Source organism: Caballeronia arvi (assembly GCF_001544695.2).
In the GTDB taxonomy this organism is placed as follows: Bacteria; Pseudomonadota; Gammaproteobacteria; order Burkholderiales; family Burkholderiaceae; genus Caballeronia; species Caballeronia arvi.
Map to the genome: position 1 here is coordinate 225796 of NZ_FCOM02000004.1, position 20691 is coordinate 246486.

At 63.9% G+C, this 20691-nt stretch carries 21 protein-coding genes; 8 read left to right on the forward strand and 13 right to left on the reverse strand.

The window, feature by feature from the left end:
- Positions 1–3 precede the first annotated feature (3 nt).
- Positions 4–852: a TauD/TfdA dioxygenase family protein gene (locus tag AWB74_RS07320; protein ID WP_061146108.1), complete on the forward strand. Its 849-nt coding sequence runs from the start codon at positions 4–6 to the stop codon at positions 850–852.
- Positions 853–891: 39 nt separating this feature from the next.
- On the opposite strand, the gene AWB74_RS07325 is transcribed toward AWB74_RS07320, so the two are convergent.
- Both AWB74_RS07325 and AWB74_RS07330 read right to left on the reverse strand, forming a co-directional pair.
- Positions 892–2124, reverse strand: coding sequence for a Zn-dependent hydrolase (locus AWB74_RS07325; protein WP_061146109.1), 1233 nt, complete (start codon positions 2122–2124; stop codon positions 892–894).
- 37 nt (positions 2125–2161) lie between these two features.
- Entirely contained in the window at positions 2162–3109 is a 948-nt protein-coding gene (locus tag AWB74_RS07330; protein WP_061146110.1) for a GlxA family transcriptional regulator, read from the reverse strand.
- A gap of 119 nt (positions 3110–3228) precedes the next feature.
- Here AWB74_RS07330 and AWB74_RS07335 point away from each other — a divergent pair, with 119 nt between their 5' ends.
- A complete protein-coding gene (locus tag AWB74_RS07335) occupies positions 3229–4023 on the forward strand; it encodes an SDR family NAD(P)-dependent oxidoreductase (RefSeq protein WP_061146111.1) in 795 nt (264 codons plus the stop codon).
- A gap of 4 nt (positions 4024–4027) precedes the next feature.
- On the opposite strand, the gene AWB74_RS07340 is transcribed toward AWB74_RS07335, so the two are convergent.
- Both AWB74_RS07340 and garD read right to left on the reverse strand, forming a co-directional pair.
- Complete coding sequence (locus AWB74_RS07340; protein WP_061146112.1) at positions 4028–5233, reverse strand: MFS transporter; 1206 nt, start codon at positions 5231–5233, stop codon at positions 4028–4030.
- Positions 5234–5339: 106 nt separating this feature from the next.
- Positions 5340–6932, reverse strand: a complete 1593-nt coding sequence (gene garD / locus AWB74_RS07345; protein WP_061146113.1) for a galactarate dehydratase — start codon at positions 6930–6932, stop codon at positions 5340–5342.
- 204 nt (positions 6933–7136) lie between these two features.
- Between garD and kdgD the strand changes: the two genes are divergently transcribed.
- Both kdgD and AWB74_RS07355 read left to right on the forward strand, forming a co-directional pair.
- Positions 7137–8054: a 5-dehydro-4-deoxyglucarate dehydratase gene (kdgD, locus tag AWB74_RS07350; protein ID WP_061146114.1), complete on the forward strand. Its 918-nt coding sequence runs from the start codon at positions 7137–7139 to the stop codon at positions 8052–8054.
- 97 nt (positions 8055–8151) lie between these two features.
- A complete protein-coding gene (locus AWB74_RS07355; protein WP_061146115.1) occupies positions 8152–9507 on the forward strand; it encodes an MFS transporter in 1356 nt (451 codons plus the stop codon).
- Positions 9508–9567: 60 nt separating this feature from the next.
- On the opposite strand, the gene AWB74_RS07360 is transcribed toward AWB74_RS07355, so the two are convergent.
- A complete protein-coding gene (locus tag AWB74_RS07360; protein ID WP_061146187.1) occupies positions 9568–9900 on the reverse strand; it encodes a DUF2322 family protein in 333 nt (110 codons plus the stop codon).
- Between the two features lie 162 nt (positions 9901–10062).
- Between AWB74_RS07360 and AWB74_RS07365 the strand changes: the two genes are divergently transcribed.
- A complete protein-coding gene (locus AWB74_RS07365) occupies positions 10063–10902 on the forward strand; it encodes a MetQ/NlpA family lipoprotein (RefSeq protein WP_061146188.1) in 840 nt (279 codons plus the stop codon).
- A gap of 2 nt (positions 10903–10904) precedes the next feature.
- Here the strand turns inward: AWB74_RS07365 and AWB74_RS07370 are convergent, their stop codons facing one another.
- The 6 genes from AWB74_RS07370 to AWB74_RS07395 form a co-directional block, all read right to left on the reverse strand.
- A complete protein-coding gene (locus tag AWB74_RS07370; RefSeq protein ID WP_061146116.1) occupies positions 10905–11396 on the reverse strand; it encodes an MOSC domain-containing protein in 492 nt (163 codons plus the stop codon).
- 11 nt (positions 11397–11407) lie between these two features.
- Positions 11408–11701, reverse strand: coding sequence for a DUF1330 domain-containing protein (locus AWB74_RS07375; protein ID WP_061146117.1), 294 nt, complete (start codon positions 11699–11701; stop codon positions 11408–11410).
- Between the two features lie 32 nt (positions 11702–11733).
- A complete protein-coding gene (lhpH, locus tag AWB74_RS07380; protein WP_061146118.1) occupies positions 11734–12741 on the reverse strand; it encodes a trans-3-hydroxy-L-proline dehydratase in 1008 nt (335 codons plus the stop codon).
- A gap of 59 nt (positions 12742–12800) precedes the next feature.
- Positions 12801–14060, reverse strand: coding sequence for a metal-dependent hydrolase family protein (locus tag AWB74_RS07385; RefSeq protein ID WP_061146119.1), 1260 nt, complete (start codon positions 14058–14060; stop codon positions 12801–12803).
- 10 nt (positions 14061–14070) lie between these two features.
- A complete protein-coding gene (locus AWB74_RS07390; RefSeq protein WP_061146120.1) occupies positions 14071–15366 on the reverse strand; it encodes an MFS transporter in 1296 nt (431 codons plus the stop codon).
- A gap of 148 nt (positions 15367–15514) precedes the next feature.
- Entirely contained in the window at positions 15515–16414 is a 900-nt protein-coding gene (locus tag AWB74_RS07395) for a LysR substrate-binding domain-containing protein (RefSeq protein ID WP_061146121.1), read from the reverse strand.
- A 144-nt stretch (positions 16415–16558) separates the two neighbouring features.
- Here AWB74_RS07395 and AWB74_RS07400 point away from each other — a divergent pair, with 144 nt between their 5' ends.
- Positions 16559–17023 (forward strand): GNAT family N-acetyltransferase, encoded by a 465-nt coding sequence (locus AWB74_RS07400; RefSeq protein ID WP_061146122.1) that lies wholly within the window; start codon positions 16559–16561, stop codon positions 17021–17023.
- Complete coding sequence (locus AWB74_RS07405; protein WP_061146123.1) at positions 17020–17637, forward strand: FMN-dependent NADH-azoreductase; 618 nt, start codon at positions 17020–17022, stop codon at positions 17635–17637. Before AWB74_RS07400 ends, AWB74_RS07405 begins: the two co-directional genes overlap by 4 nt.
- On the opposite strand, the gene pdxR is transcribed toward AWB74_RS07405, so the two are convergent.
- On the reverse strand, positions 17598–19103 hold the full coding sequence (gene pdxR / locus AWB74_RS07410; RefSeq protein WP_061146189.1) for a MocR-like pyridoxine biosynthesis transcription factor PdxR: 1506 nt from the start codon (positions 19101–19103) through the stop codon (positions 17598–17600). The two genes, AWB74_RS07405 and pdxR, sit on opposite strands and share 40 nt — an antisense overlap.
- 103 nt (positions 19104–19206) lie before the next feature.
- Between pdxR and AWB74_RS07415 the strand changes: the two genes are divergently transcribed.
- On the forward strand, positions 19207–19956 hold the full coding sequence (locus tag AWB74_RS07415) for an SDR family oxidoreductase (protein WP_061146124.1): 750 nt from the start codon (positions 19207–19209) through the stop codon (positions 19954–19956).
- A 45-nt stretch (positions 19957–20001) separates the two neighbouring features.
- On the opposite strand, the gene catB is transcribed toward AWB74_RS07415, so the two are convergent.
- Positions 20002–20643: a type B chloramphenicol O-acetyltransferase gene (gene catB, locus AWB74_RS07420; protein WP_061146125.1), complete on the reverse strand. Its 642-nt coding sequence runs from the start codon at positions 20641–20643 to the stop codon at positions 20002–20004.
- Positions 20644–20691 lie beyond the last annotated feature (48 nt).

Here is a 20691-nt window from a genome sequence, read left to right on the forward strand (position 1 = left end):
AACATGCGTATCGAACAACTCACTTGCGCGATCGGCGCCGAACTCACGAACGTGAAGCTCGCGGACGCCATTCACGACGACGCGCTTTTCGGCGAGATCCGCGCCGCATTGCTTGCGCATCGCGTGCTCTTTCTGCGCGATCAGGACATCACGCGCGCCGAGCATGTCGCGTTCGCGCGGCGCTTCGGCGAGCTGGAAGATCATCCGGTCGCGGGCAGCGATCCCGAGCATCCGGGACTCGTGCGCATCTACAAGAATCCGGACCAGCCCAACGACCGGTACGAGAACGCATGGCACGCAGACGCCACCTGGCGTGCGGCACCGCAGTTCGGCGCCGTGCTGCGTTGCGTGGAATGCCCCCCGGTCGGCGGCGACACGATGTGGGCGAACATGGTGCTCGCGTATGACAGGCTGCCCGAGAACGTGAAGGAGCAGATCGCGGAACTGCGCGCGCGGCACAGCATCGAAGCGAGCTTCGGCGCGGCCATGCCGATCGAAAAGCGTCTCGCGCTCAAGGCGCAGTTTCCCGATGCCGAGCATCCGGTCGTGCGCACGCATCCCGAGACCGGTGAGAAAGTGCTGTTCGTCAGCGCGTTCACGACGCATTTCACCAACTATCACACGCCTGAGCGCGTGCGTTTCGGGCAGGACGCGAATCCCGGCGCGGGACAGTTGCTCGCGTATCTCGTGAGCCAGGCTTATATCCCGGAGTTTCAGGTGCGCTGGCGCTGGAAGAAGAACAGCATCGCGATCTGGGACAACCGCAGCACGCAGCATTACGCGGTGATGGACTATCCGCCTTGCCACCGGAAGATGGAGCGTGCGGGGATCATCGGCGACGTGCCGTTCTGATTCTCGATGCCGGTTCTCTCCGGCATCGCTGAGCGCGCGCTATGCGTTGAGCGTGCGGAGAATCTCCGCCGCCGCCCGCGCCGCGACTTCGCAACCTTTTACGATGTGCGCCTCGGCCGTATCCTCGATGAAGTCGTGACTGACTCCGCCGATGCTCGGCACGAACAGCATGCACGCCGGCATGTGATGCGCGAGCAACTGCGCATCGTGCGACGCGCCGCTCGGCATGCGTTCCCATTGCCCCGGCGCGAACGCTTCCGCAGCCTGCGCCAGATGCGCCTGCAACCCGGCGTCCATCACGACAGGTTCTTCGGGCGGCTCGCTGTCGACCATCGCGACGCCGACCTTGCCTTCATCGTTGAAATCGCGGATCAGCGACGCGAGCGCGGTTTCCATCGCGCGCAGGCGTTGCGCGCTGGCGTCGCGGAATTGCAGGTACAGGTCCGCCGCGCCGGGCACCACACTGAACGAGCCCGGATCGAGCTCGATGCGCCCCACGGTCCACACGGTATCCGCATCGGCGAGCGGGCGAAACGCGTCGTCCATGCGCGCGATGAACGCGACGAGCGCCGCGCCCGCGTCGCGGCGAATCGACATCGGCGTCGTGCCCGCGTGATTGCGCTGGCCCGTGAAACGCAGCCGGAGCTCGCGGATGCCGACGATCGTCGTCACCACGCCGATCGACTTGCCGTGCGCCTCCAGACGCCCGCCCTGCTCGATATGCGGCTCCATGTAGGCCTTGTGGCGCGTCGCGTCGAGCCGCACGCGCGGCTTGCCGGCGAGGCCGGCTTGCGCGAGCGCATCGGCGAGCGACAGGCCTTCGCGATTGCGCGCGCCGCGGATGGCTTCATCGACATCGTCGCCGACGAAGCTGCGGCTGCCGAGAAAGCCCGAGAACGTGCCCTCTTCGTCGAACCACGATGCGACGTCCACCGCAAAGCTGCGCGTCTCTTCGCATTCGGCGAGCGCGCGTGCGATCTCCAGACCGTAGATGACGCCGAGTGCGCCGTCGAGCCAGCCGCCCGTCGGCTGCGTGTCGGTGTGCGAGCCGATCAGAAGCGCCGGGCCTGCATTGCGCGAGCGGCCGAACACGGTGCCGACGCCATCGATGGCCGCGGTGAGGCCCGCGTCGTTCATGCGGCCGGCGAGCCAGCGGCGCGCGTCCATATCGACGGACGAAAGGGATAAGCGCACGACGCCCGGCCCGGTCGCGCCGAACGTGCGCAGATGCCTGAGGTCGTTCAGCAGGCGGTCGGGATCGATCTTCAACACGGCGTGTCCTCGTTGTGCGTGGAAAGTGCGGAAGTTATCAGACCTGTGCCCGAGCTTCGCGCCGCACTTCCTGCGGGGGCACGCCGAAACCGCGCATGAACGCCTCGCGCATGTGACGCCGGTCCCTGAAGCCCGTTTCGAGCGCAATCGCTTCGAGCGAATGACGGCTCGTTTCGATCATCAGGCGCGCCGCCTCAAGCCGCAGTCCTTCGATGGCCTTCGCCGGCGACTGCCCAGTCTCCTGCGTGAACACGCGGCTGAACTGACGCGGACTCAGATGCGCCTCGCCCGCGAGCTCCTCGACCGTCAGCGGCCGGTTCAGGTTCTTGCGCGCGTAGTTCAGCGCGTTCTGGATGCGATCCGACTTCGGCGCGAGATCGAGCATTTCCGAATGCTGCGACTGGCCGCCCGCGCGGCGTTGATGCATCACGAGCTTGTGCGCGACGGAGCGCGCGAGTTCCGCGCCGAGATCCTTCTCGACCATCGCGAGCGCGAGATCGAGGCCAGCCGTCATGCCCGCCGATGTCCAGACCGGGCCATCGACGATGAAGATGCGGTCCTCTTCCACGCGCACGTCGGGAAAAAGCCGCTGCATGTCGCGCGCGTAGGCCCAATGCGTGGTCGCGCGCCGGTGCGCGAGCAGGCCCGCCTCGGCGAGCACGAACCCGCCCGTGCAGATGCCCGCGACGCGCCGCGCCCGCGTGCTCGCGCGGCGCAGAAACGCGAGCACTTCGGCGGGCGGCGGCAGCGTGAGCGGCGTGGTGACGCCCGCGGCGATCCACGTGTCCATCGCGGTGCGCGGCGTGATCTTGCGCGTGCCGACCGGCAAGCCGAGCGACGAGCGCACTTCGCCGCCGTGCAGCGAAAAATTCTCGACGCCGTAGAAAGGCTCGCCGGACACGTCGTTCGCCATTTCGAATACCGTCTGCGATGCGAGCGCCATGATCTGGAAGCCGTCGCTCAATAAATAGCCGATGCGGTGCACGTCGTTATCCCGTCGCGGTGATGTCTCGAATCACTACCCTATACGTCATTTGCGCCACGGTCAAATTCGACCAGAATTCACTCACGCAATCAACCACCTTTTTCGGACGGAGTGAAATCATGACGCAGCAACATCCTGGCACGGCGCTCGTCACCGGCGCATCTTCGGGCATCGGCGCGGTCTATGCCGAGCGCCTCGCGCGGCGCGGGTACGACCTCGTTCTGGTCGCGCGCAATCGCGACCGGCTCACGGCGCTCGCGCAGCGCATCACGAACGAGACGCGCCGCAGCGTCGAAATCATCGACGCCGATCTGGGCGACCGTCAGGCGCTCGCCGCCGTCGAAGCGAAGCTGAAGGACGACGCGAGCATCACGCTGCTCGTGAACAACGCGGGCGTCGGCACGCATACGCCTTTGCTCGACAGCAATGTCGATGCGATGACCCGCATGATCGACCTCAACGTGACCGCGCTCACGCGTCTGACGTATGCGGCGGTGCCGGGTTTCGTGGCGCGCGGCAAGGGCGCGGTGATCAACATCGCGTCGATCGTGAGCATCGCGCCGGAGCTGCTCAACGGCGTGTATGGCGGCACCAAGGCGTTCGTGCTCGCGTTCAGCCAGGCGTTGCACAAGGAACTGTCGGGCACGGGCGTGGGCGTTCAGGCCGTGCTGCCGGGCGCGACCGCCACCGACTTCTGGGAAACGGGCGGCCTGCCGATCGAGAATCTCGACAGCGCAATCGTCATGTCGGCGAGCGATCTGGTCGATGCGGCGCTCGTCGGCTTCGACCGCAACGAACTCGTGACGATTCCATCGCTGCACGACGGCGCCAAGTGGGACGCGTATGAAGCCGCGCGTCAGGCGATGAGCCCGGAGCTTTCGACGGATACGCCGGCGGCGCGGTACGTGGGGTAATGCCTCACGGCGCGGGCCGTGAAGAAAAACGCGGCCAGACGCACATCACCAACGGAACCAGCGCGATCGCGGCGCCTGCGAAAAAAGTCATCGACGCGCCGTTGCGGTCCCAGATCCAGCCCGCGATCGCGCTCGACAACACCATACAGACGCCGCTCGCGAGATTGAACACGCCGAATGCGGTGCCGCGCAACGCGGGCGGCGCGGATTCGGCGACCATCGCGGCGAGAATGCCCTGCGTGAAGCCCATGTGAAGTCCCCACAAGGCGACGCCCGCGAACAGCGCGAGCATCGATGTGCCGGTTCCGAGCAGCAGATCGGCTGCGATCAGCAGAACGAGCCCGCACGCGAGCAGCGCGCGCGGGTTCCATCGATCGGACAACACGCCGACCGGATAGGCGCTTAGCGAATACGTGACGCTCATCACCACCATCACGGCCGGAATCCACGCGAGGCCGAGCCCGGCCTGCTGCGCGCGCAGCACGAGAAACGCCTCGCTGAAGCGGGCGAGTGTGAAGGTCGCGCCGATCGCGACGACATACCAGTAGCGCCCGCTAAATTCGCGTATCGAATTCCAGTGCATCGGCGAGCGAAATGCGCCTGGCGCATCCGCCCGTTCGGGTTCGCGAACGCCGAAGAACAGGACGGCGACCGCGATGAGCGCCGGCGCCGCCGCGAACCACAGCACCGTGCGAATCTGGTCGGACAGCGCGAGCATCAGCACAATCGCGAGCAACGGTCCGGCGAATGCGCCGATGGTGTCCATCGACTGCCGCAGGCCGAAGCAGGCGCCGCGGATTTCCGGTGGCGCGACATCCGCGACGAGCGCATCGCGCGGTGCGCCGCGAACGCCCTTGCCGACGCGGTCGAGCAGACGCGCGGCCGCGACCACGGCGGGCGTATCGGCGAGTGGAAACAGCGGCTTGGTCAACGCCGCGAGCCCGTAGCCGAAGAGCAGCAAGCCCTTGCGCCGGCCGAGCCAATCGCTGAGCGAGCCGGAAAACACCTTGACGATCATCGCAGTCGCTTCGGCCGCCCCTTCGAGCGCGCCGAGCGCGGTGACGCTCATGCCCATCGTCGTCACGAGGTAGATCGGCAGCAGCGCATGCACCATCTCGGACGACAGGTCCATGAAGAGACTGACGATGCCGAGCGCCCAGACAGTGCGGGGGATCGGAGTTCGTCTTGTCGGAGCGGGATTGGAGGTCATCGGCTCGGACTTGCCCGGAGAGTGGATCCAGTTCCATAGTGCAAAAAAATTGCCCCGCATCGATTGAGGCGGGGCAATTGTCCTGCTTTGAACAGCACGCGTCGAATCAGGTCACCGGCGCCGGATTGAACAGCACTAGCGCGTTATGCAGCTTGAGCGCCTCGGCCTTCGTCTGCTTCTTGCCGCTCGCGACATCGAGCATGAGCCGGAAAAGCTCCCAGCCCACATCGGCGATGGTCGCTTCGCCCGTTGCGATGGTGCCCGCGTTCACGTCCATCAGATCGTGCCAGCGGCGCGCGAGATCCGAACGCGTCGCGACCTTGAGCACGGGCACTTCGGCGAGGCTGTACGGCGTGCCGCGCCCCGTCGTGAACACATGCAGGTTGATGCCCGCCGCCAGTTGCAGCGTGCCGCAGATGAAATCGCTCGCGGGCGTCGCCGCATAGATCAGGCCCTTCTGCTTCACCTTCTCGCCCGGCGACAGCACGCCGGAAATCGCCGAGCTGCCCGACTTGACGATGGACCCCATCGCCTTCTCGACGATGTTCGACAGTCCGCCCTTCTTGTTGCCCGGCGTCGTGTTCGCGCTGCGATCCGCGCCGCCGCGCTTCAGATAGTCGTCGTACCACTGCATCTCACGGATGATCGCCTGCGCGACTTCGCCGTTCGCCGCGCGCGCCGTCAGTTGCGCAACGCCGTCGCGCACTTCCGTCGTTTCCGAGAACATCACGGTCGCGCCCGCGCGCACCAGCAGATCGGTCGCGAAGCCGACGGCCGGATTCGCCGTCAGACCGGAAAACGCATCGCTGCCGCCGCACTGCACGCCGACGACCAGATCCCCCGCCGAACACGTCTCGCGGCGGCGATTGTTCAGGCGCTTCAGATGCATCTCGGCCATGTGCATGATCGAGTCGATCATCGACGCGAAGCCGACATGCGATTCATCCTGCAGCACGACTGCGCCGCCGTTGTCGTCGTGCGTGTTGTCGCCGATATCGGCCACGTCTTCCGTTTCCGCCGATGCCGCCGCGATCGGGATCGTGCCCGGCGGCATCAGGCGCTCCGGCTGCAGCTTCTCGCAGCCGAGCGACACCATCATCACTTCGCCGCCGAAGTTCGGGTTCAGCGAGATATTGCGCACGGTGCGGATCGGCACCATCGCGTCGGGCGCGTCGATGGCCACGCCGCAGCCGTAGGTGTGGCCGAGACTCACGACATCGTCGACATTCGGATAGCGCGGCAGCAGTTCCGCCTTGATGCGCGTCACGGCGTGCTGCACCACGTCCGCCACGCATTGCACGGTCGTCGTGATCGCGAGGATGTTGCGCGTGCCGACCGAGCCGTCCGCGTTGCGATAGCCCTCGAACGTGAAGCCTTCCAGCGGCGATTCGTCCGGCGCCTTGATCGTCGCCATCGGCAGATCGTGCAGTTCGGGCGGCGTCGGCATGCGCGTGACGTGCTCGTTGATCCAGCTTCCCTTCGGCAGCGCTTTCGTCGCGTAGCCGATCACCACGTTATAGCGGATCACCGCGTCGCCTTCCGCGAGATCTTTCAGCGCGACCTTGTGACCCTGCGGCACGCGCTCGCGCAGCACGAGGCCGTCGGCGAACGTGGCGCCTTCGCCGAGACCGCCGTCGTTCACGACGATCGCGACGTTGTCGTCCGGATGGACACGGATATAGAGGGGAGACTGATTCATTCTGACGAATCCTTGTGCAAACACACCGCGCGGGCTGCGGCTTGGAGTTATGTCATCCTACAACATAGACGGTCACAATTGCTTAGTATTTACCCGTATTCATTGATTTCAAAGCGTTAAAGCGGTTGTCTGATGACAGACTGTGTTGTACGATGACTTACGAGATCGGCAATCGCCGGTCGCCGAACACGAGACCCCATCACCATGACGACACCGCAAGAACTGAAGCAAATCGTTTCCGAAGGCCTGCTCTCCTTCCCCGTGACGGACTTCGACAGCCAAGGCAACTTTCGCGCGGACACGTACGCGGAGCGCCTCGAATGGCTGGCTCCGTACGGTGCTTCGGCGCTGTTCGTCGCGGGCGGCACGGGCGAGTTCTTCTCGCTGACGCAACCCGAATATTCGCAGATCGTGAAGACGGCGACCGAAGTGTGCCGCGGCAAGGTGCCGATCCTCGCGGGCGCCGGCGGCCCGACGCGCACGGCCATCGCGTTCGCGCAGGAAGCCGAGAAGCAAGGCGCGCAAGGCGTTCTGCTGATGCCGCACTACCTGACGGAAGCCTCGCTGGACGGCATCCGCAATCACGCGGAAGAAGTGTGCAAGGCCGTGCCGAACATGGGCGTCATCATCTACAACCGCGCGAATTCGAAGCTCAACGCCGACATGCTGGAACAGCTCGCAGAAAGCTGCCCGAACCTGATCGGCTTCAAGGACGGTGTCGGCGAAATCGAAAACATGGTGACGATCCGCCGCCGCCTGGGCGACCGCTTCTCCTACCTCGGCGGCCTGCCGACGGCTGAAGTCTACGCAGCCGCCTACAAGGCGCTGGGCGTGCCGGTGTACTCGTCGGCGGTGTTCAACTTCATCCCGAAGACGGCGATGGAGTTCTACCGCGCGATCGCCGCCGAAGATCACGCGACGACCGGCCGTCTGATCGACGAATTCTTCCTGCCGTACCTGAAGATCCGCAATCGCAAGGCGGGCTACGCGGTGTCGATCGTCAAGGCGGGCGCGACGCTCGTCGGCCACAGCGCGGGCCCGGTGCGTGCGCCGCTGACCGATCTGACCGGCGAAGAGATGGAACAGCTCGACGCGCTCATCAAGAAGCTCGGCGCGCAGTAAGCGAAATCGCAGGAGACACGCGAAGCGTGCTTCGCGCATGAGGGCCGCCATCGGCAACACAGGCGGCCCTTCGTGCATCAGATTCAGGAGGAAGGCCATGTCGATGAGCCGCGCCGCGAATCCCGCGGACGTCATGAAGCGCACCCGCGTGCGCTATCTCATTCTGTTGCTGATCTTCGTGATCACGACGTTCAACTACGCGGACCGCGCGACCTTGTCCGTGACCGGCTCGGCGATGCGCGCCGAATTCGGTTTCGATGCGATCCGCATGGGTTACATCTTCTCGGCGTTCAGCTGGGCGTATGTGCTGTCGCAAGTGCCCGCGGGCTGGCTGCTCGACCGTTTCGGCGCGCGGCGCGTGTATGCGGCGAGCATCTTTCTGTGGTCGCTCTTCACGCTGCTGCAAAGCTCGATCGGCCTGCTCGGCAGCGCGGCGACCGCGGTGACGGCGCTTTTCGTGCTGCGCTTCGCGATGGGCGCCGCCGAAGCACCGGCGTTTCCGGCCAATGCGAAAGTCGTCGCGAGCTGGTTCCCGACGCAGGAACGCGGCACGGCATCTGCCATCTTCAATTCGGCGCAGTATTTCGCGGCGGTGGTCTTTACGCCGTTGATGGCGTGGCTCACGCATGCGTTCGGCTGGCATCACGTGTATATCGTGATGGGCGTCGCGGGTCTCGTGCTCGCGCTCACGTGGCTTTCCGTGATGAAGAATCCGGCGGATCATCCGCGCGTGAACAAGTCCGAGCTCGACTACATTGAGGAAGGCGGCGGGCTCGTGCAGGGGCATCAGCGCTCAGGCGGCGCAGCGCGCGCGTCGGGCAATCGTGTGGGCTGGCCGATCGTGAAGCAACTGCTGACCAACCGCATGCTGCTCGGCGTGTATCTCGCGCAATACTGCATCAACGTGCTCACGTATTTCTTCCTGACGTGGTTCCCGATCTATCTCGTGCAGGCGCGTCACATGACGATTCTGCAGGCGGGATTCGTCGCGTCGCTGCCCGCGATCTGCGGCTTCACCGGCGGCGTGCTCGGCGGCGTGATCTCCGATGGCCTCATCCGCCGCGGCAAGTCGCTGACGTTCGCGCGCAAGCTGCCGATCGTTGGCGGGATGCTGCTGTCGTCGTGCATCATCGGCTGCAATTACGTCGATACGGACTGGGTCGTGGTCGCGCTGATGTCGCTCGCGTTCTTCGGCAAGGGCATCGGCGCATTGGGCTGGGCCGTGGTCGCGGATACGTCGCCGAAGGAAGCCATCGGGCTGTCCGGATCGATCTTCAACATGTTCGGCAACGTGGCGGGTATCGTGACGCCGATCGTGATCGGCTATCTGGTCGCGCAATCGGGCTCGTTCAACGGCGCGCTGGCGTTCGTCGGCATCAATGCGCTGATCACGGTGTTCAGTTATCTCGTGATCGTGAAGGACATCAAGCGCGTGGAACTGCGGCAGGTCTGAGCACTACGTTTCAATCGATGATGTGAGAAAGGCAACCTTTGGAGGTTGCCTTTTTCGCTTTCAGCTTGCCTGAATCACGTCGATGCGCAAGGCCTCGCCGCCATCGGCGACCGCGAGCAGTCGATCCACGTTCGGATGCGCGCCCGGCCGATTGCGCGCATCGGCGGTATGTTCGGCGAACACGGCGAGACCGTGCTCGGCAGCCTTGGCGTCGAGCGTGCCGAATGTCTGCTTCAGATAGTGATAGACCGCGAGCGAGCCCTGCTTGCCCGGCTTGTTCTCGATGCTCGCGACGACTTCGCCTTGGCCGTCGACCAGATCGATGCGCTCGATACCGTCGATGGCAGGCATCTGCGCGAGGTTGTCCTTGAATACGTTGCTCGGCTGGATCACGAAAAGCTCCACGTTATGAGTGTTGATTCGGGGTGCCGTATCTTAGCGGATCGTCCGCCGGTCTTCGGCTCGACGCTCATATCGATAGCGCTCGATATTATTTGTCGCGCCGCATGCGGACCTCTAGCATCAGGGCTCTTTCCACTGATGACGTCCGCATTCATGAAGCTCTCTACGCCAATCAAATCCGCGTTTCTTTCGCTACTGCTCGCATGGGGCGTGGCGAGCGTGCAGCCCGTCGAGGCGGCCGACAAGACGATTCGGGTCGGCATCATGTCGGGCGAAGACGAAGATGTCTGGCGCGCGGTCGCGGCGAATGCGGCGAAGCACGGCATCACGGTCAAGGTCACGACTTTCTCCGACTACACCCAGCCGAACGAAGCGCTCGCGCAACACGATCTCGACGCCAATTCGTTCCAGCACAAGCCCTATCTCGATGCGCAGATCCAGGCGCGTCATTACGACATCGTGCCTGTCGGCTTCACGTATGTGCAGCCGATCGGCCTCTATTCGCGCAAGGTCAAGTCCGTGGCGGACCTGCCGCAGAACGCGGCCATCGGCGTGCCGAACGATCCGAGCAACGAAGGCCGCGCGCTGCTTCTGTTGCAGGCCAACGGCGTGATCAAGCTGCGCGACGATGTCGGCCTGCTGCCGACCGCGCGCGATATCGCGAGCAACCCGAAGCACGTGCAGATCAAGGAACTCGATGCGGGCATCGTCGGACGCGCGATCGGCGATCTCGATGCGGCCGTCGTCAACACCGACTGGGCGATCAAGGCAGGCATCAAGATTCCGCAGGAACGCATCGCGCAGGAAAAGGTGCCGGGCAATCCGTATCGCAACTTCATCGCCGTGAATGCGAAGGATGCGCAGGCGCCGTGGGTCAAAGCGCTCGTCGACAGCTATCAGCAGGCGAACGTCGCTTCGACGATCCTGACCGTGTATCACGGCGCGACGCTGCCCGCGTGGGAAGGCGCGCCGCAGATTGCTCAGGGCAAATAGGATCAGCACGGCACGATCGCGCTTGCGAGCGCGATCGTGCCGCCTTCGATGACACGCGCCGTGATGCCGCCGAAACCGCGCACCGCGTTATAACCGCCCACGCCGAATGTCTCTTCCATGCGCGAGCAGGGATGACATTCGCCGCTCGCTTCGAGCACCGCATCGCCGATATGAAAGCGCCGGTCTTTCAGCGCGTTCAGATTGATGCCCGATGTGACGATATTGCGGCGCAGATCGCCGGGCGAAACATCGTCGAGCCCGAGATGGCTCGCGATCGCGCGCAGGCTTTCCGCTTCGATCAACGTGACCTGCCTGTTGCCGTCCTTGCGGCTGTAGTGATCGCCGTCGAGTCCGAAGCCCGCCAACGCAATCGCCGATTCGACCACCTGAAGCGGCGCGCGACGCGACACGCGCAAGCCAACCCACACGACACGGCCCGGTCGAACGGGCGCGGTCATGAGGCGGGCAAGCGGAGAATCGGGATTGAGCGGCATGGCACCGAGATTTACATGAGTTCGCCCGCGAGGATGAGCAATTCGCGATTCGATGCCCGGAGCGCAAACTCCTTCGCTTCCTGATACGCGGGGTCTTCATAGCAGGCAATCGCCGCTTCATGCGAAGGAAACTCGACGACGAGCACGCGTTGCGTCTCGCGCTGCTCCTTCAGCACGGAAGCAGCATCGACGGTTTTCAGCTTTGCCTGATACTTCTCCGCGATGGGCGCCCACAGCGCGCCGTATGCCTGCTGCGCGTCTTTATCCGTGACGCTGCTGCCGAGAACGATCCAATAGCCTTTCATGGGTTTCCTCCGGGAAAAGAACGTCGAGCCGCTTATCGAACGAGGAAACCATACGTCAGCGGATCGCGCTCGTCCACGATCCAGTTGGCAAAGCCGCAAACATAGGCGTTGCCTTCGACCTCCGGAATGACGGCTTCGAAGTCGCCGACTGTCGTCTCACTGAGCACACGTCCCTTGAAGACCGTTCCGATGATCGATTCGTTCACGAGCGTCTCGCCTTTGCGCAGTTCGCCGCGCAAATAAAGCTGCGCGACGCGTCCGCCGGTGCCCGAGCCGGTCGGCGAGCGGTCCACTTCGCGGTCGGCGAACACGCAGCAGTTCGCTTGCGTGGAACCTGGATGCCGGGGCGCGTTGGCAATGATGGTCCCGTAGATGTGGTTGATTTCCGGAATCTCGGGATGCTCGACCGGGTACGCCTTGTTGGCCGCCTCCTTCACTTCGGCGCCGAACTTGATGAGCGCTTCGACCGACGACTCGCGCACTTCGAGACCGAATGGCGCGCCGTCGACGTAAAAGTAAAAAGCGCCGCCGAACGCAATATCGCCCTTCACGGTTCCGAAGGACGGCGTTTGAACGGTGACGTCGCGCTTCCAGATGAACGACGGCACATTCACGAAGCGGACATTGCCGGCGTGCTCGCCGTCCCATTGCACGAACGCTTCGATGAAGCCACACGGCGCGTCGATGCCGACGCGCGTCTCGGGAATCTGCCGCTGAACCCAGCCCAGTTCGACCGCGGCGGTGGACAGCGCGATCACGCCATGTCCGCAGTGATCGCTGTAGCCCTCGTTGTGCAGGAAGATGATGCCGAAGTCGGCGGACGGACTGACCGGCTCGGTGAGATAACCGCCGTACATATCGGCGTGGCCGCGCGGCTCGAACATCAACGCACGGCGAATTTCATCGGCGTTTTCCTTGAGCCATGCGCGGCGCTTCACGATGGTGTCGCCGGGCAAGCGGGGCAGTCCGCTCGTCACGATGCGAAACGCCTCGCCTCCGGTATGGACTTCGACGGTCGAAATGGTGCGCGTAATCTTCATGCGGATCTCGTGGTTGCCCGATGGATATCAATGACCGTAATCGACCCGGTGCTGCAAAGTCAATCGGCAATCGGCTCGAGCAGCCGCCCTTCTTCCTTCATCACGACGCCGTTCTTGATGACGACCGGAATATGCTCGCCCTGACCCAGCAGCAGCGCAATGTCCTCGACCGGATCGCCATCGACGACGACGAGGTCCGCCACTGCGCCGACCGCCAACGTCCCGCGCACGCCCGTTTCCCGCGTGATCTCCGCGGCGATGCAGGTCGCCGAGCGGATCGCCTCCACATTGCCGAGGATTTCCGCGCGAACCGCGAATTCATCGGACTGACAGGCGTGCAATTCGCCGAGCATGTCGGAGCCGAAGCCCAGCTTCACGCCCGCGCGTGCCATGAGTGCGAGCGCCTGCCGGCCGCTCGAGCGCGCGCCATCGATTTTCGCGAGCGATTCGGCGGGGAAGCCGAGTGCGGGGCCTCGCTCGGAAAGCCTGTCGAGCGTCGATAACGTGGGAACCACGGCGACGTTGCGCTCGACGAGCAGGCGCGCCGTCTCCTCGTCGATCAGATTGCCGTGCTCGATGCATTTGACGCCGCACTCGACGGCACGCCGGATCGCGCGCGCGGTGTAGGCATGCGCCATCACATAGGTGCCCGCCGCTTCCGCTTCCTGAACGGCCGCGCGAAGCTCTTCTTCCGAATACTGCGTGTTCGTGATGGGATCGTTCGGCGACGCGACGCCGCCCGACGCCATGACCTTGATCTGGGACGCGCCCTTCAGCAATTCCTCGCGCACCGCGAGACGCATCGCTTCGACGCCATCCACCACGCGCGCGATGGAGCCTTGCCGCCCGAGGCAGCCGCACGCATCGTCCAATGTGTCGTTGCGCTGGCGGAAATCCCCGTGACCGCCCGTCTGAGACAGCGCCTTGCCCGATGACAGAATGCGCGGGCCCCAAAGCACACCGTTATTGACGGCCTCGCACATGCCGAAGTCCGCGCCGCCCGCATCCCGCACCGTCGTGAAGCCGCGATTCAACATGCCGCGAAGCACGGGCAGCGTCTTCAGCGCGGCGAGGAAGTTGGGCATCGCGGCGCTCGCACCCAGATTGGTGCTTCCCGCGACGACATGCACGTGCAGATCGATGAAGCCGGGCAACACCGTACGCCCCGGCAGGTTCAGCCTGCGGGCATCGCTGAACGAAGGCGGGACGTCGCCTATCGCGGCGATCCTGCCGTCTTCGATGCAGACGTTCACGCCTGTCCGACGCTTTGCTGTTACCGGATCGAAGACCGCAACGCCTGCGAGTACTAGCTTGCTCATGGTTGTTTCCTCACGACTGGTGTGACTTCATCAACCGCGTGCCGACCAGGCTCACGATCGCTGCGAAGATGATGTAGTAAGACGCGGATTCGGCATCGCCCGTGACCTGCATCAGCCACGTAATGATGAAAGAGGCGAAGCCGCCGAAAATCGTCACGGCGCCGTTGTACGCCAGCGAGAGTCCCGTGGTCCGCACGCGGCTCGGGAACATCTCCGTGAAGAGCGCGAGGATGGGTCCCGTGTAGGCCGCAATCAGCACGCCGAAGATGATCTGAAACGTCAGCAACGTACCGAAGGTCGGCGACTTTATGAGATGCGAGAACTGCGGATAGCTGGCGATCAGGATGACGAGCGCCGCGACGGAGATCACGCGCTGCTTGCCCACGCGGTCGGACAGCGCGCCGAACACGGGCGCCATCGTCATGAGCACCGCCCCGCTGACGATGCCGGACGTGAAGCCCTCACGCTGAGACATGTGGAGATACTTCACGACGTACGTCGGGATATAGAACAGGATGACGTAGGTACAGACCGTCCACAGCACGACCATCAGCAGGCTGGAAAGCACGCCTCGCGGATAGTCGCGAATGACATCGCGCAGCGGCGTGCTCGCATGACGCTTCTCCGACGTGAACTCGGGCGTTTCCTCGATCTTCAACCGGATGTAGTAGCCCACCGGCGCGACGAGCATGCCGATCACGAAAGGAATGCGCCAGCCCCACGAGAGCAGCGATTCGGCCGACAGGCTCGACGTGATGACCGCGCCCGTGATGCTGCCGATGACCACGGCGAAGCCCACGCTCGTCTGAATCCAGCTCGAATAGAAAGCACGACGGTTCTGCGGCGCATGCTCCGTCAGAAACGCGGTCGCGCCGCCCATCTCGCCGCCCGCAGAAAGCCCTTGCAGCATCCGCGCGATGACGATGAGGCACGGCGCCGCGATGCCGATGGTTTCATACGTCGGCGCGAAGGCGATGATCGCCGAACCGAGCGCCATCACCAGCATCGCGAGCGACAGTGCGCGCTTGCGCCCGACCTTGTCCGCGTAGATGCCGAAGGCGATGCCGCCGAGCGGACGCATGACGAACCCGACGCCGAACGTCGCCAGTGCCAATAGCAGCGACGTGGTTTCGTTGCTCGATGGAAAAAACAGCTTGCCGATGATCGCCGCAAAGAACGCGTAGCCCGAGAAATCGAACCACTCCAGACCGCTGCCGATGACCGTCGCGAGAATCGCCTTGCGACGCGTCACCATGCGTGCGGGCTGTTCGTGCGCAAACAGCCCGTCCGATGCACCTGTTGCCATCCCGACCTCCCAGATTCATGTTTGACGATGTGAACGTTCGCGATTCGTCACGCCCTCAATGTAATTTTTGGCGTGGCGGCGACATAACGTTAATTTCGCAAACGCGGTTGCATAAATCGCAACCGCCATCGGAGAGACGATCGAAGCGTCAGGCGATATTCGTCTGAGCCAGGACCCAGTCGCGGAAGCGGCGGACGGCGGAGCTTTCCGCGCGTTCGGAGGGCCAGGTGAGGAAATACGCGCTGCCCAGCGTCGCGTCATGGTCCGATGCCCTGACCAGCACCCCCTGGTGGAGTAGCAAGTCGATCACACCGTTCCACCCGAGCGCGATTCCCTTGCCGTAAGCGGCGAGTTGCACGATGACCGGATAGCTGTTCACGATGATCGTCTGGCTCAACGTCGGCCGCTCCAGCCCGGCGCGTTCGAACCAGCTATGCCACGACATCCAGCTTCGTTCCGCGTCTTCGAGCACGAGCAGCGTGCATGAGAGCAGTTCGGTCGGCGTCACCTTGCGGCCTCGCAGATAGTCCGGCGAGCAGACCGGGAACACTTGCTCGTCGAAGAGCTTGATCGTGCGCGTGCCCGGCATGTCGGCTTTGCGAAGCAGAAAAATGCCGATATCGTATTCCGCCGGCGATACCACGCCGAAGTGATCCCGCACGATGATGCGAAGATCCACGTCCGGGTTGGCGTCGATGAACGAGCCGATTCTCGGCGTCAGCCAGAGCGCCGAAATTCCCTCGGTGCATGACACCGTCAGGCGGGATTTGACGACGCGCGCCATGAGGCTCGATGTGGCGCTCGTGCAGAGTTCCAGCATGCGGCGCACGTCGACCGTGTACGTCTCGCCGGCCGGCGTCAGCCTCAGCGCGTTGTGCTCGCGCACGAAAAGCCTGCGGCCCAGAAACGTTTCGAGCTGGGAAATCTGACGGCTGACCGCACTGGTCGACAAATGCAGTTCCTGCCCCGCGCGCGTGAAGCTCAATAGGCGGGCGCTGGCTTCGAAAGCCTGCAGACAAGCCAGTGGCGGCAACGGAGACAAAGCCATGATGCTGCGAGCCCGTGAAGTGACGAACCCGCAGGATATCGCATCTTCGTTCGCAACTTGTCCCAGTCCGATGATCGTTTCTTGGCCCTTCAGGCTGTGTCATCGCGCCGTTATCGTAGGGGTCATGCAACGTGGAGAACACGCATGGACACCTCGATCACCTTTCGGCATCTCGACGCGCCCGACGACTGGACGCGCGCTTTCGACGTCATGAAGGAGCTGCGGCCGCATCTGACCGACGCGGACGCGTTCTGCGCGCAGATGCGCCGTCAACGCGAAGAAAGTTATCGCCTGCTCGCCGCATGCGACGACGCAGGCACGATTCTCGGGCTCGCCGGATATCGCACGCAAACGAATACGCTGTATGGACGCTTCGTTTATGTGGACGATCTCGTCGTCACGTCGCGGCTGCAACGCAGCGGCATCGGCGCATGTCTGCTCGACAAGGTTCGCGAGATCGCGCGTCATTCGCGCTGCGCGCATTTCGTGCTCGATACCGGCCTGCACATGGCGCTCGCGCAGCGTTTCTATTATCGCAACGGCCTGCTCGCGAAGGGCATGCATTTCGTCGAGCCGCTCGTTTCGCACGACACGGAGAACGCGCAATGAAAGTGCTCTTCGTCAACGCGAGCCCGCACAGCGATGCGAGTCACGGCCATCGTCTCGCGCTCGACATGCTCGCCATGCTGGGCAAGAGCGCGAACGTGCAGACCGTCGAACGCGATCTCGCCGCGATGCCGCTGCCGCCCGTCACGCAGGACTATGCGCGAGCGATCACATCGCGTGAGCCGGATACGAGCCGCTTCGACGTATCCGAGCAATTGATCCGCGAAATCGAAACGACCGATGCGCTCATCATCAACACGCCGATGCACAACTTCACGGTGCCCGCGGCGCTGAAGCTATGGATCGATTACGTGCTGCGGATTCATCGCACGTTCGCGGCGACGCCCGAAGGCAAGGTCGGACTGATGCGTGACCGGCCAGCGTTCGTGATCGTCGGCTCGGGTGGCTTTCATAGCGGCGAGCACGCGCGTCAGCCCGATTTCCTCACGCCGTATCTGCGTTACGCGCTCGGTTCCATCGGCTTGAAGAACGTGCATTTTCTCTTGCTGCAAGGGCTCGTTCGCGGCGATGAAGCCGTGACCGAAGCGTTGCAGGCTGCACGCGACGACATCGCGCGTCACGCGCTGTTCGCATCGGACGACGCCGTCACGCTCTGACCGTCATATGCGCGCCGAAGCATGTGCGCAAGACGCGCGGCTTCGTCGGCATCGGCGACATTCGCGAAACCGGCGACGATGCCGCGCAACGCATGCTTGGCGCGCGCATTCAGATACCACGCCGATAGCGCGATCACGGCGAGCCCCGCTTCGCGTGCGCGCGCGGCCATCGCCATGTCGTCGATGGGTCCGTCGCGTCCCGCATTAAAAATCGCGACGAGATGCATGCCGCCGTTCGGCAGGTCGATGCTCACTTTATCGCCGAACGCCTCGCGGATCGCGTTCGCGAGCAGCATGCGCCGCTCGGCATACAGCGCGCGCATGCGCTTCAGATGCCGCGCGAAATGCCCTTGCGCGATGAAATCCGCCACCGCCGCCTGATAGAGATGCGGCGAGCCCGCGTTCATGTTCTTCGTGAGCTGTTCGAAGCGCGCGGCAGCCCGCTCGGGCGCAACGACGTATGACAGCCGCAAGCCCGGAAACAGCACTTTGCTGAAGGTGCCGCAATAGATCACCCGATCGTCGCGATCGAGGCTTTTCAGCGCCGGAAGCGGCCGGCCCACGTAGCGGAACTCGCTGTCGTAATCGTCCTCGACGATCCAGCTTCCCGCGCGGCTCGCCCAGTCGAGCAGCTTCATGCGCCGCGCGAGCGACAGCGTGACGCCGAGCGGACTCTGATGCGAAGGCGTGACGAATGCGAAGCGCGCATCGTGACAGTGCGCGATGCCGGCATCGACATCGAGCCCTTCGTGATCGACCGGCACCGGCACGAGCCGCATGTTCGCATCGGCGAGAAAGGCGCGCGCGAGCAGATAGCCCGGCTCTTCGAACCACGCGCGATCATCCGGCTTTGCGAAACTGCGCAGAATGAGTTCGAGCGACGCGCGATAGCCATTCGTCACGAAGACCTGCTCCGGCACGCATTCGACGCCGCGCGACAAGCCGAGATAGGTCGCGATGCGCTCCCGCAACGGGCGATATCCGGATGGATCGGGATACGTGAGCGTCGCGAGATCGCCGCTCTTCGCGCGCGCCGAAACGAGGCGGCTCCAGACCTTGCGCGGAAAGGCATCGAGCGCGGGCAGGCCGGGACGCAAGGGCTTAACGTCGTTGCCGATATCGGCGGCGGGCTCGGGCCGCCTCAGGCGCGGCGCGTTCGCGCGCTCGCGGGTCTTGCGCGCGGCGGGCGTCGTGACCGCGCCCGGCAGCGACGACGACACGAACGTGCCCGCCGCGCCGCGCATCTGCAGATACCCCTCGTCGACGAGCATGTTATAAGCCATTTCGACGGTGCCGCGTGCAGTATTCAGTTGCGTCGCGAGTCCGCGCAATGCGGGTACGCGATCGCCCGGCTTCAGATGGCCCGCCGCGATCGCCGCCTTGAAGCGCTCGCCAATCTGCAGATAAATGGGCGACGCCTCGTGCCGGTCGATTTCGATGGTCAGCGGGTTCTGGACTTTGGACATGGCGCGGCTCATGGACTAGTGCGATCGATGAATCTTGTCCCTTTCTGCTAAGCCATGATTGTCCCACAATGACTTCACTTTCACTTATTCAGCGAGGTGCATCATGAAGGTTGTCGTGATCGGCGGTTCGGGTTTGATCGGCGCTAAAGTCGTCGCGATTCTGCGTGAGAAGGGTCACGACGCTGTCGCCGCCTCGCCGCGCAATGGCGTGAATGCGGTGACGGGCGAAGGACTGGCTGAAACGCTTCGCGGCGCGCAGGTCGTCGTCGACGTGGCGAACGCGCCTTCATGGGCGCCGGACGACGTGCTCGCGTTCTTCCGTTCGTCGACCACGAATCTCGTGAAAGCCGAAGCCGCGGCGGGCGTCGCGCATCATGTCGCGCTTTCGATCGTCAACACGGACCGCATGCCGGACAACGGCTACTTCCGCGCGAAAGTCGCGCAAGAGGCGTTGATCGAGGCATCGCGCGTGCCGTATTCGATCGTGCGCGCGACGCAGTTCATGGAATTTATCGGCGGCATTGCCGATGCGGGCATGCAGGACGGCAAGGTGCATCTGTCGACGGGACAGTTCCAGCCGATCGCGGCCGATGACGTCGCGGCGATCGTCGCGGATGTCGCGCTCGCTGCGCCGTTGAACGGCATCGTCGATATCGCGGGACCGGAGCGCGCGCCGCTGTATCAGATCGTCGGGCAATATCTGAAGGCGCAGGGCGATGCGCGCGAGATCGTCGCCGATCCGAAAGCGACGTACTTCGGCGGCACCGTCGCGGAAGAGTCGCTCGTGCCGACGGGCGAAGCGCGCCGCGGAAAGATTGCGCTCGCCGACTGGCTCGGCCGCGCGCGAGCGTAAGCTGCGTATTCGGCGCTGAGCCTCGCCATTTGCGGTTTTCGAGGCTCACGCTGCACTGAGGCGCAGGAACCGCCAACGCTCGTGCAGCGTTGCGATATCCGTCGAGCAGACCAGCGTCATCGACTTGCTGATCTCTTCGAGCGGCCAGTCCCACCATTTCATCTCGAGCAGCATGTCGATTTCCGCGTCCGAAAAGCGCTTTCGGATCGGCTTCGCCGGATTGCCGCCGACGACCGTGTACGGCTCGACATGCTTCGTTACTAGAGCACGGCTTCCGATCACGGCGCCATGACCGATGAAAACGCCCGGCATGATCATCGCCTCGGAACCGATCCAGACATCGCTTCCGATGATCGTGTCGCCAGCGGGTTGGAATGCATCGCGGGCATCAGCGAATGCCGGCTCTTCCTGCATGTAGAAGAACGGGAAGGTGCTGGCCCAGTCTTTCCGATGCCCTTGATTGCCCGCCATCATGAACGTCGCGCCGCTTCCGATAGAGCAGAAGCTACCGATGATCAGCCGGTCTCCACCGGTTTGATCCGGCACGAGGTAGCGCGCGCAGTCATCGAACGCGTGTCCGTGATAGAAGCCAGCGTAATAGCTATAGCGCCCCACGATGATGTTGGGATTGGTCACCTGCTCTGAAAGCGGCTTGCTGTTGGAAGGGCCGTCGAAGTAATTTTCCATGGATTGCCACGCCGTAGTGTTGCGCCTGTCTTCCGGGCGCAACGGGTT

Excerpts from the sequence above, each read along its gene's own strand:
- AWB74_RS07320 (WP_061146108.1), top strand. The coding sequence starts at position 4 with ATGCGTATCGAACAACTCACTTGCGCGATCGGCGCCGAACTCACGAAC.
- AWB74_RS07335 (WP_061146111.1), top strand. The coding sequence starts at position 3,229 with ATGACGCAGCAACATCCTGGCACGGCGCTCGTCACCGGCGCATCTTCG.
- AWB74_RS07340 (WP_061146112.1), bottom strand. The coding sequence starts at position 5,233 with ATGACCTCCAATCCCGCTCCGACAAGACGAACTCCGATCCCCCGCACT.
- garD (WP_061146113.1), bottom strand. The coding sequence starts at position 6,932 with ATGAATCAGTCTCCCCTCTATATCCGTGTCCATCCGGACGACAACGTC.
- kdgD (WP_061146114.1), top strand. The coding sequence starts at position 7,137 with ATGACGACACCGCAAGAACTGAAGCAAATCGTTTCCGAAGGCCTGCTC.
- AWB74_RS07355 (WP_061146115.1), top strand. The coding sequence starts at position 8,152 with ATGTCGATGAGCCGCGCCGCGAATCCCGCGGACGTCATGAAGCGCACC.
- AWB74_RS07365 (WP_061146188.1), top strand. The coding sequence starts at position 10,063 with ATGAAGCTCTCTACGCCAATCAAATCCGCGTTTCTTTCGCTACTGCTC.
- AWB74_RS07370 (WP_061146116.1), bottom strand. The coding sequence starts at position 11,396 with ATGCCGCTCAATCCCGATTCTCCGCTTGCCCGCCTCATGACCGCGCCC.
- AWB74_RS07375 (WP_061146117.1), bottom strand. The coding sequence starts at position 11,701 with ATGAAAGGCTATTGGATCGTTCTCGGCAGCAGCGTCACGGATAAAGAC.
- lhpH (WP_061146118.1), bottom strand. The coding sequence starts at position 12,741 with ATGAAGATTACGCGCACCATTTCGACCGTCGAAGTCCATACCGGAGGC.
- AWB74_RS07385 (WP_061146119.1), bottom strand. The coding sequence starts at position 14,060 with ATGAGCAAGCTAGTACTCGCAGGCGTTGCGGTCTTCGATCCGGTAACA.
- AWB74_RS07390 (WP_061146120.1), bottom strand. The coding sequence starts at position 15,366 with ATGGCAACAGGTGCATCGGACGGGCTGTTTGCGCACGAACAGCCCGCA.
- AWB74_RS07395 (WP_061146121.1), bottom strand. The coding sequence starts at position 16,414 with ATGGCTTTGTCTCCGTTGCCGCCACTGGCTTGTCTGCAGGCTTTCGAA.
- AWB74_RS07400 (WP_061146122.1), top strand. The coding sequence starts at position 16,559 with ATGGACACCTCGATCACCTTTCGGCATCTCGACGCGCCCGACGACTGG.
- AWB74_RS07405 (WP_061146123.1), top strand. The coding sequence starts at position 17,020 with ATGAAAGTGCTCTTCGTCAACGCGAGCCCGCACAGCGATGCGAGTCAC.
- pdxR (WP_061146189.1), bottom strand. The coding sequence starts at position 19,103 with ATGTCCAAAGTCCAGAACCCGCTGACCATCGAAATCGACCGGCACGAG.
- AWB74_RS07415 (WP_061146124.1), top strand. The coding sequence starts at position 19,207 with ATGAAGGTTGTCGTGATCGGCGGTTCGGGTTTGATCGGCGCTAAAGTC.
- catB (WP_061146125.1), bottom strand. The coding sequence starts at position 20,643 with ATGGAAAATTACTTCGACGGCCCTTCCAACAGCAAGCCGCTTTCAGAG.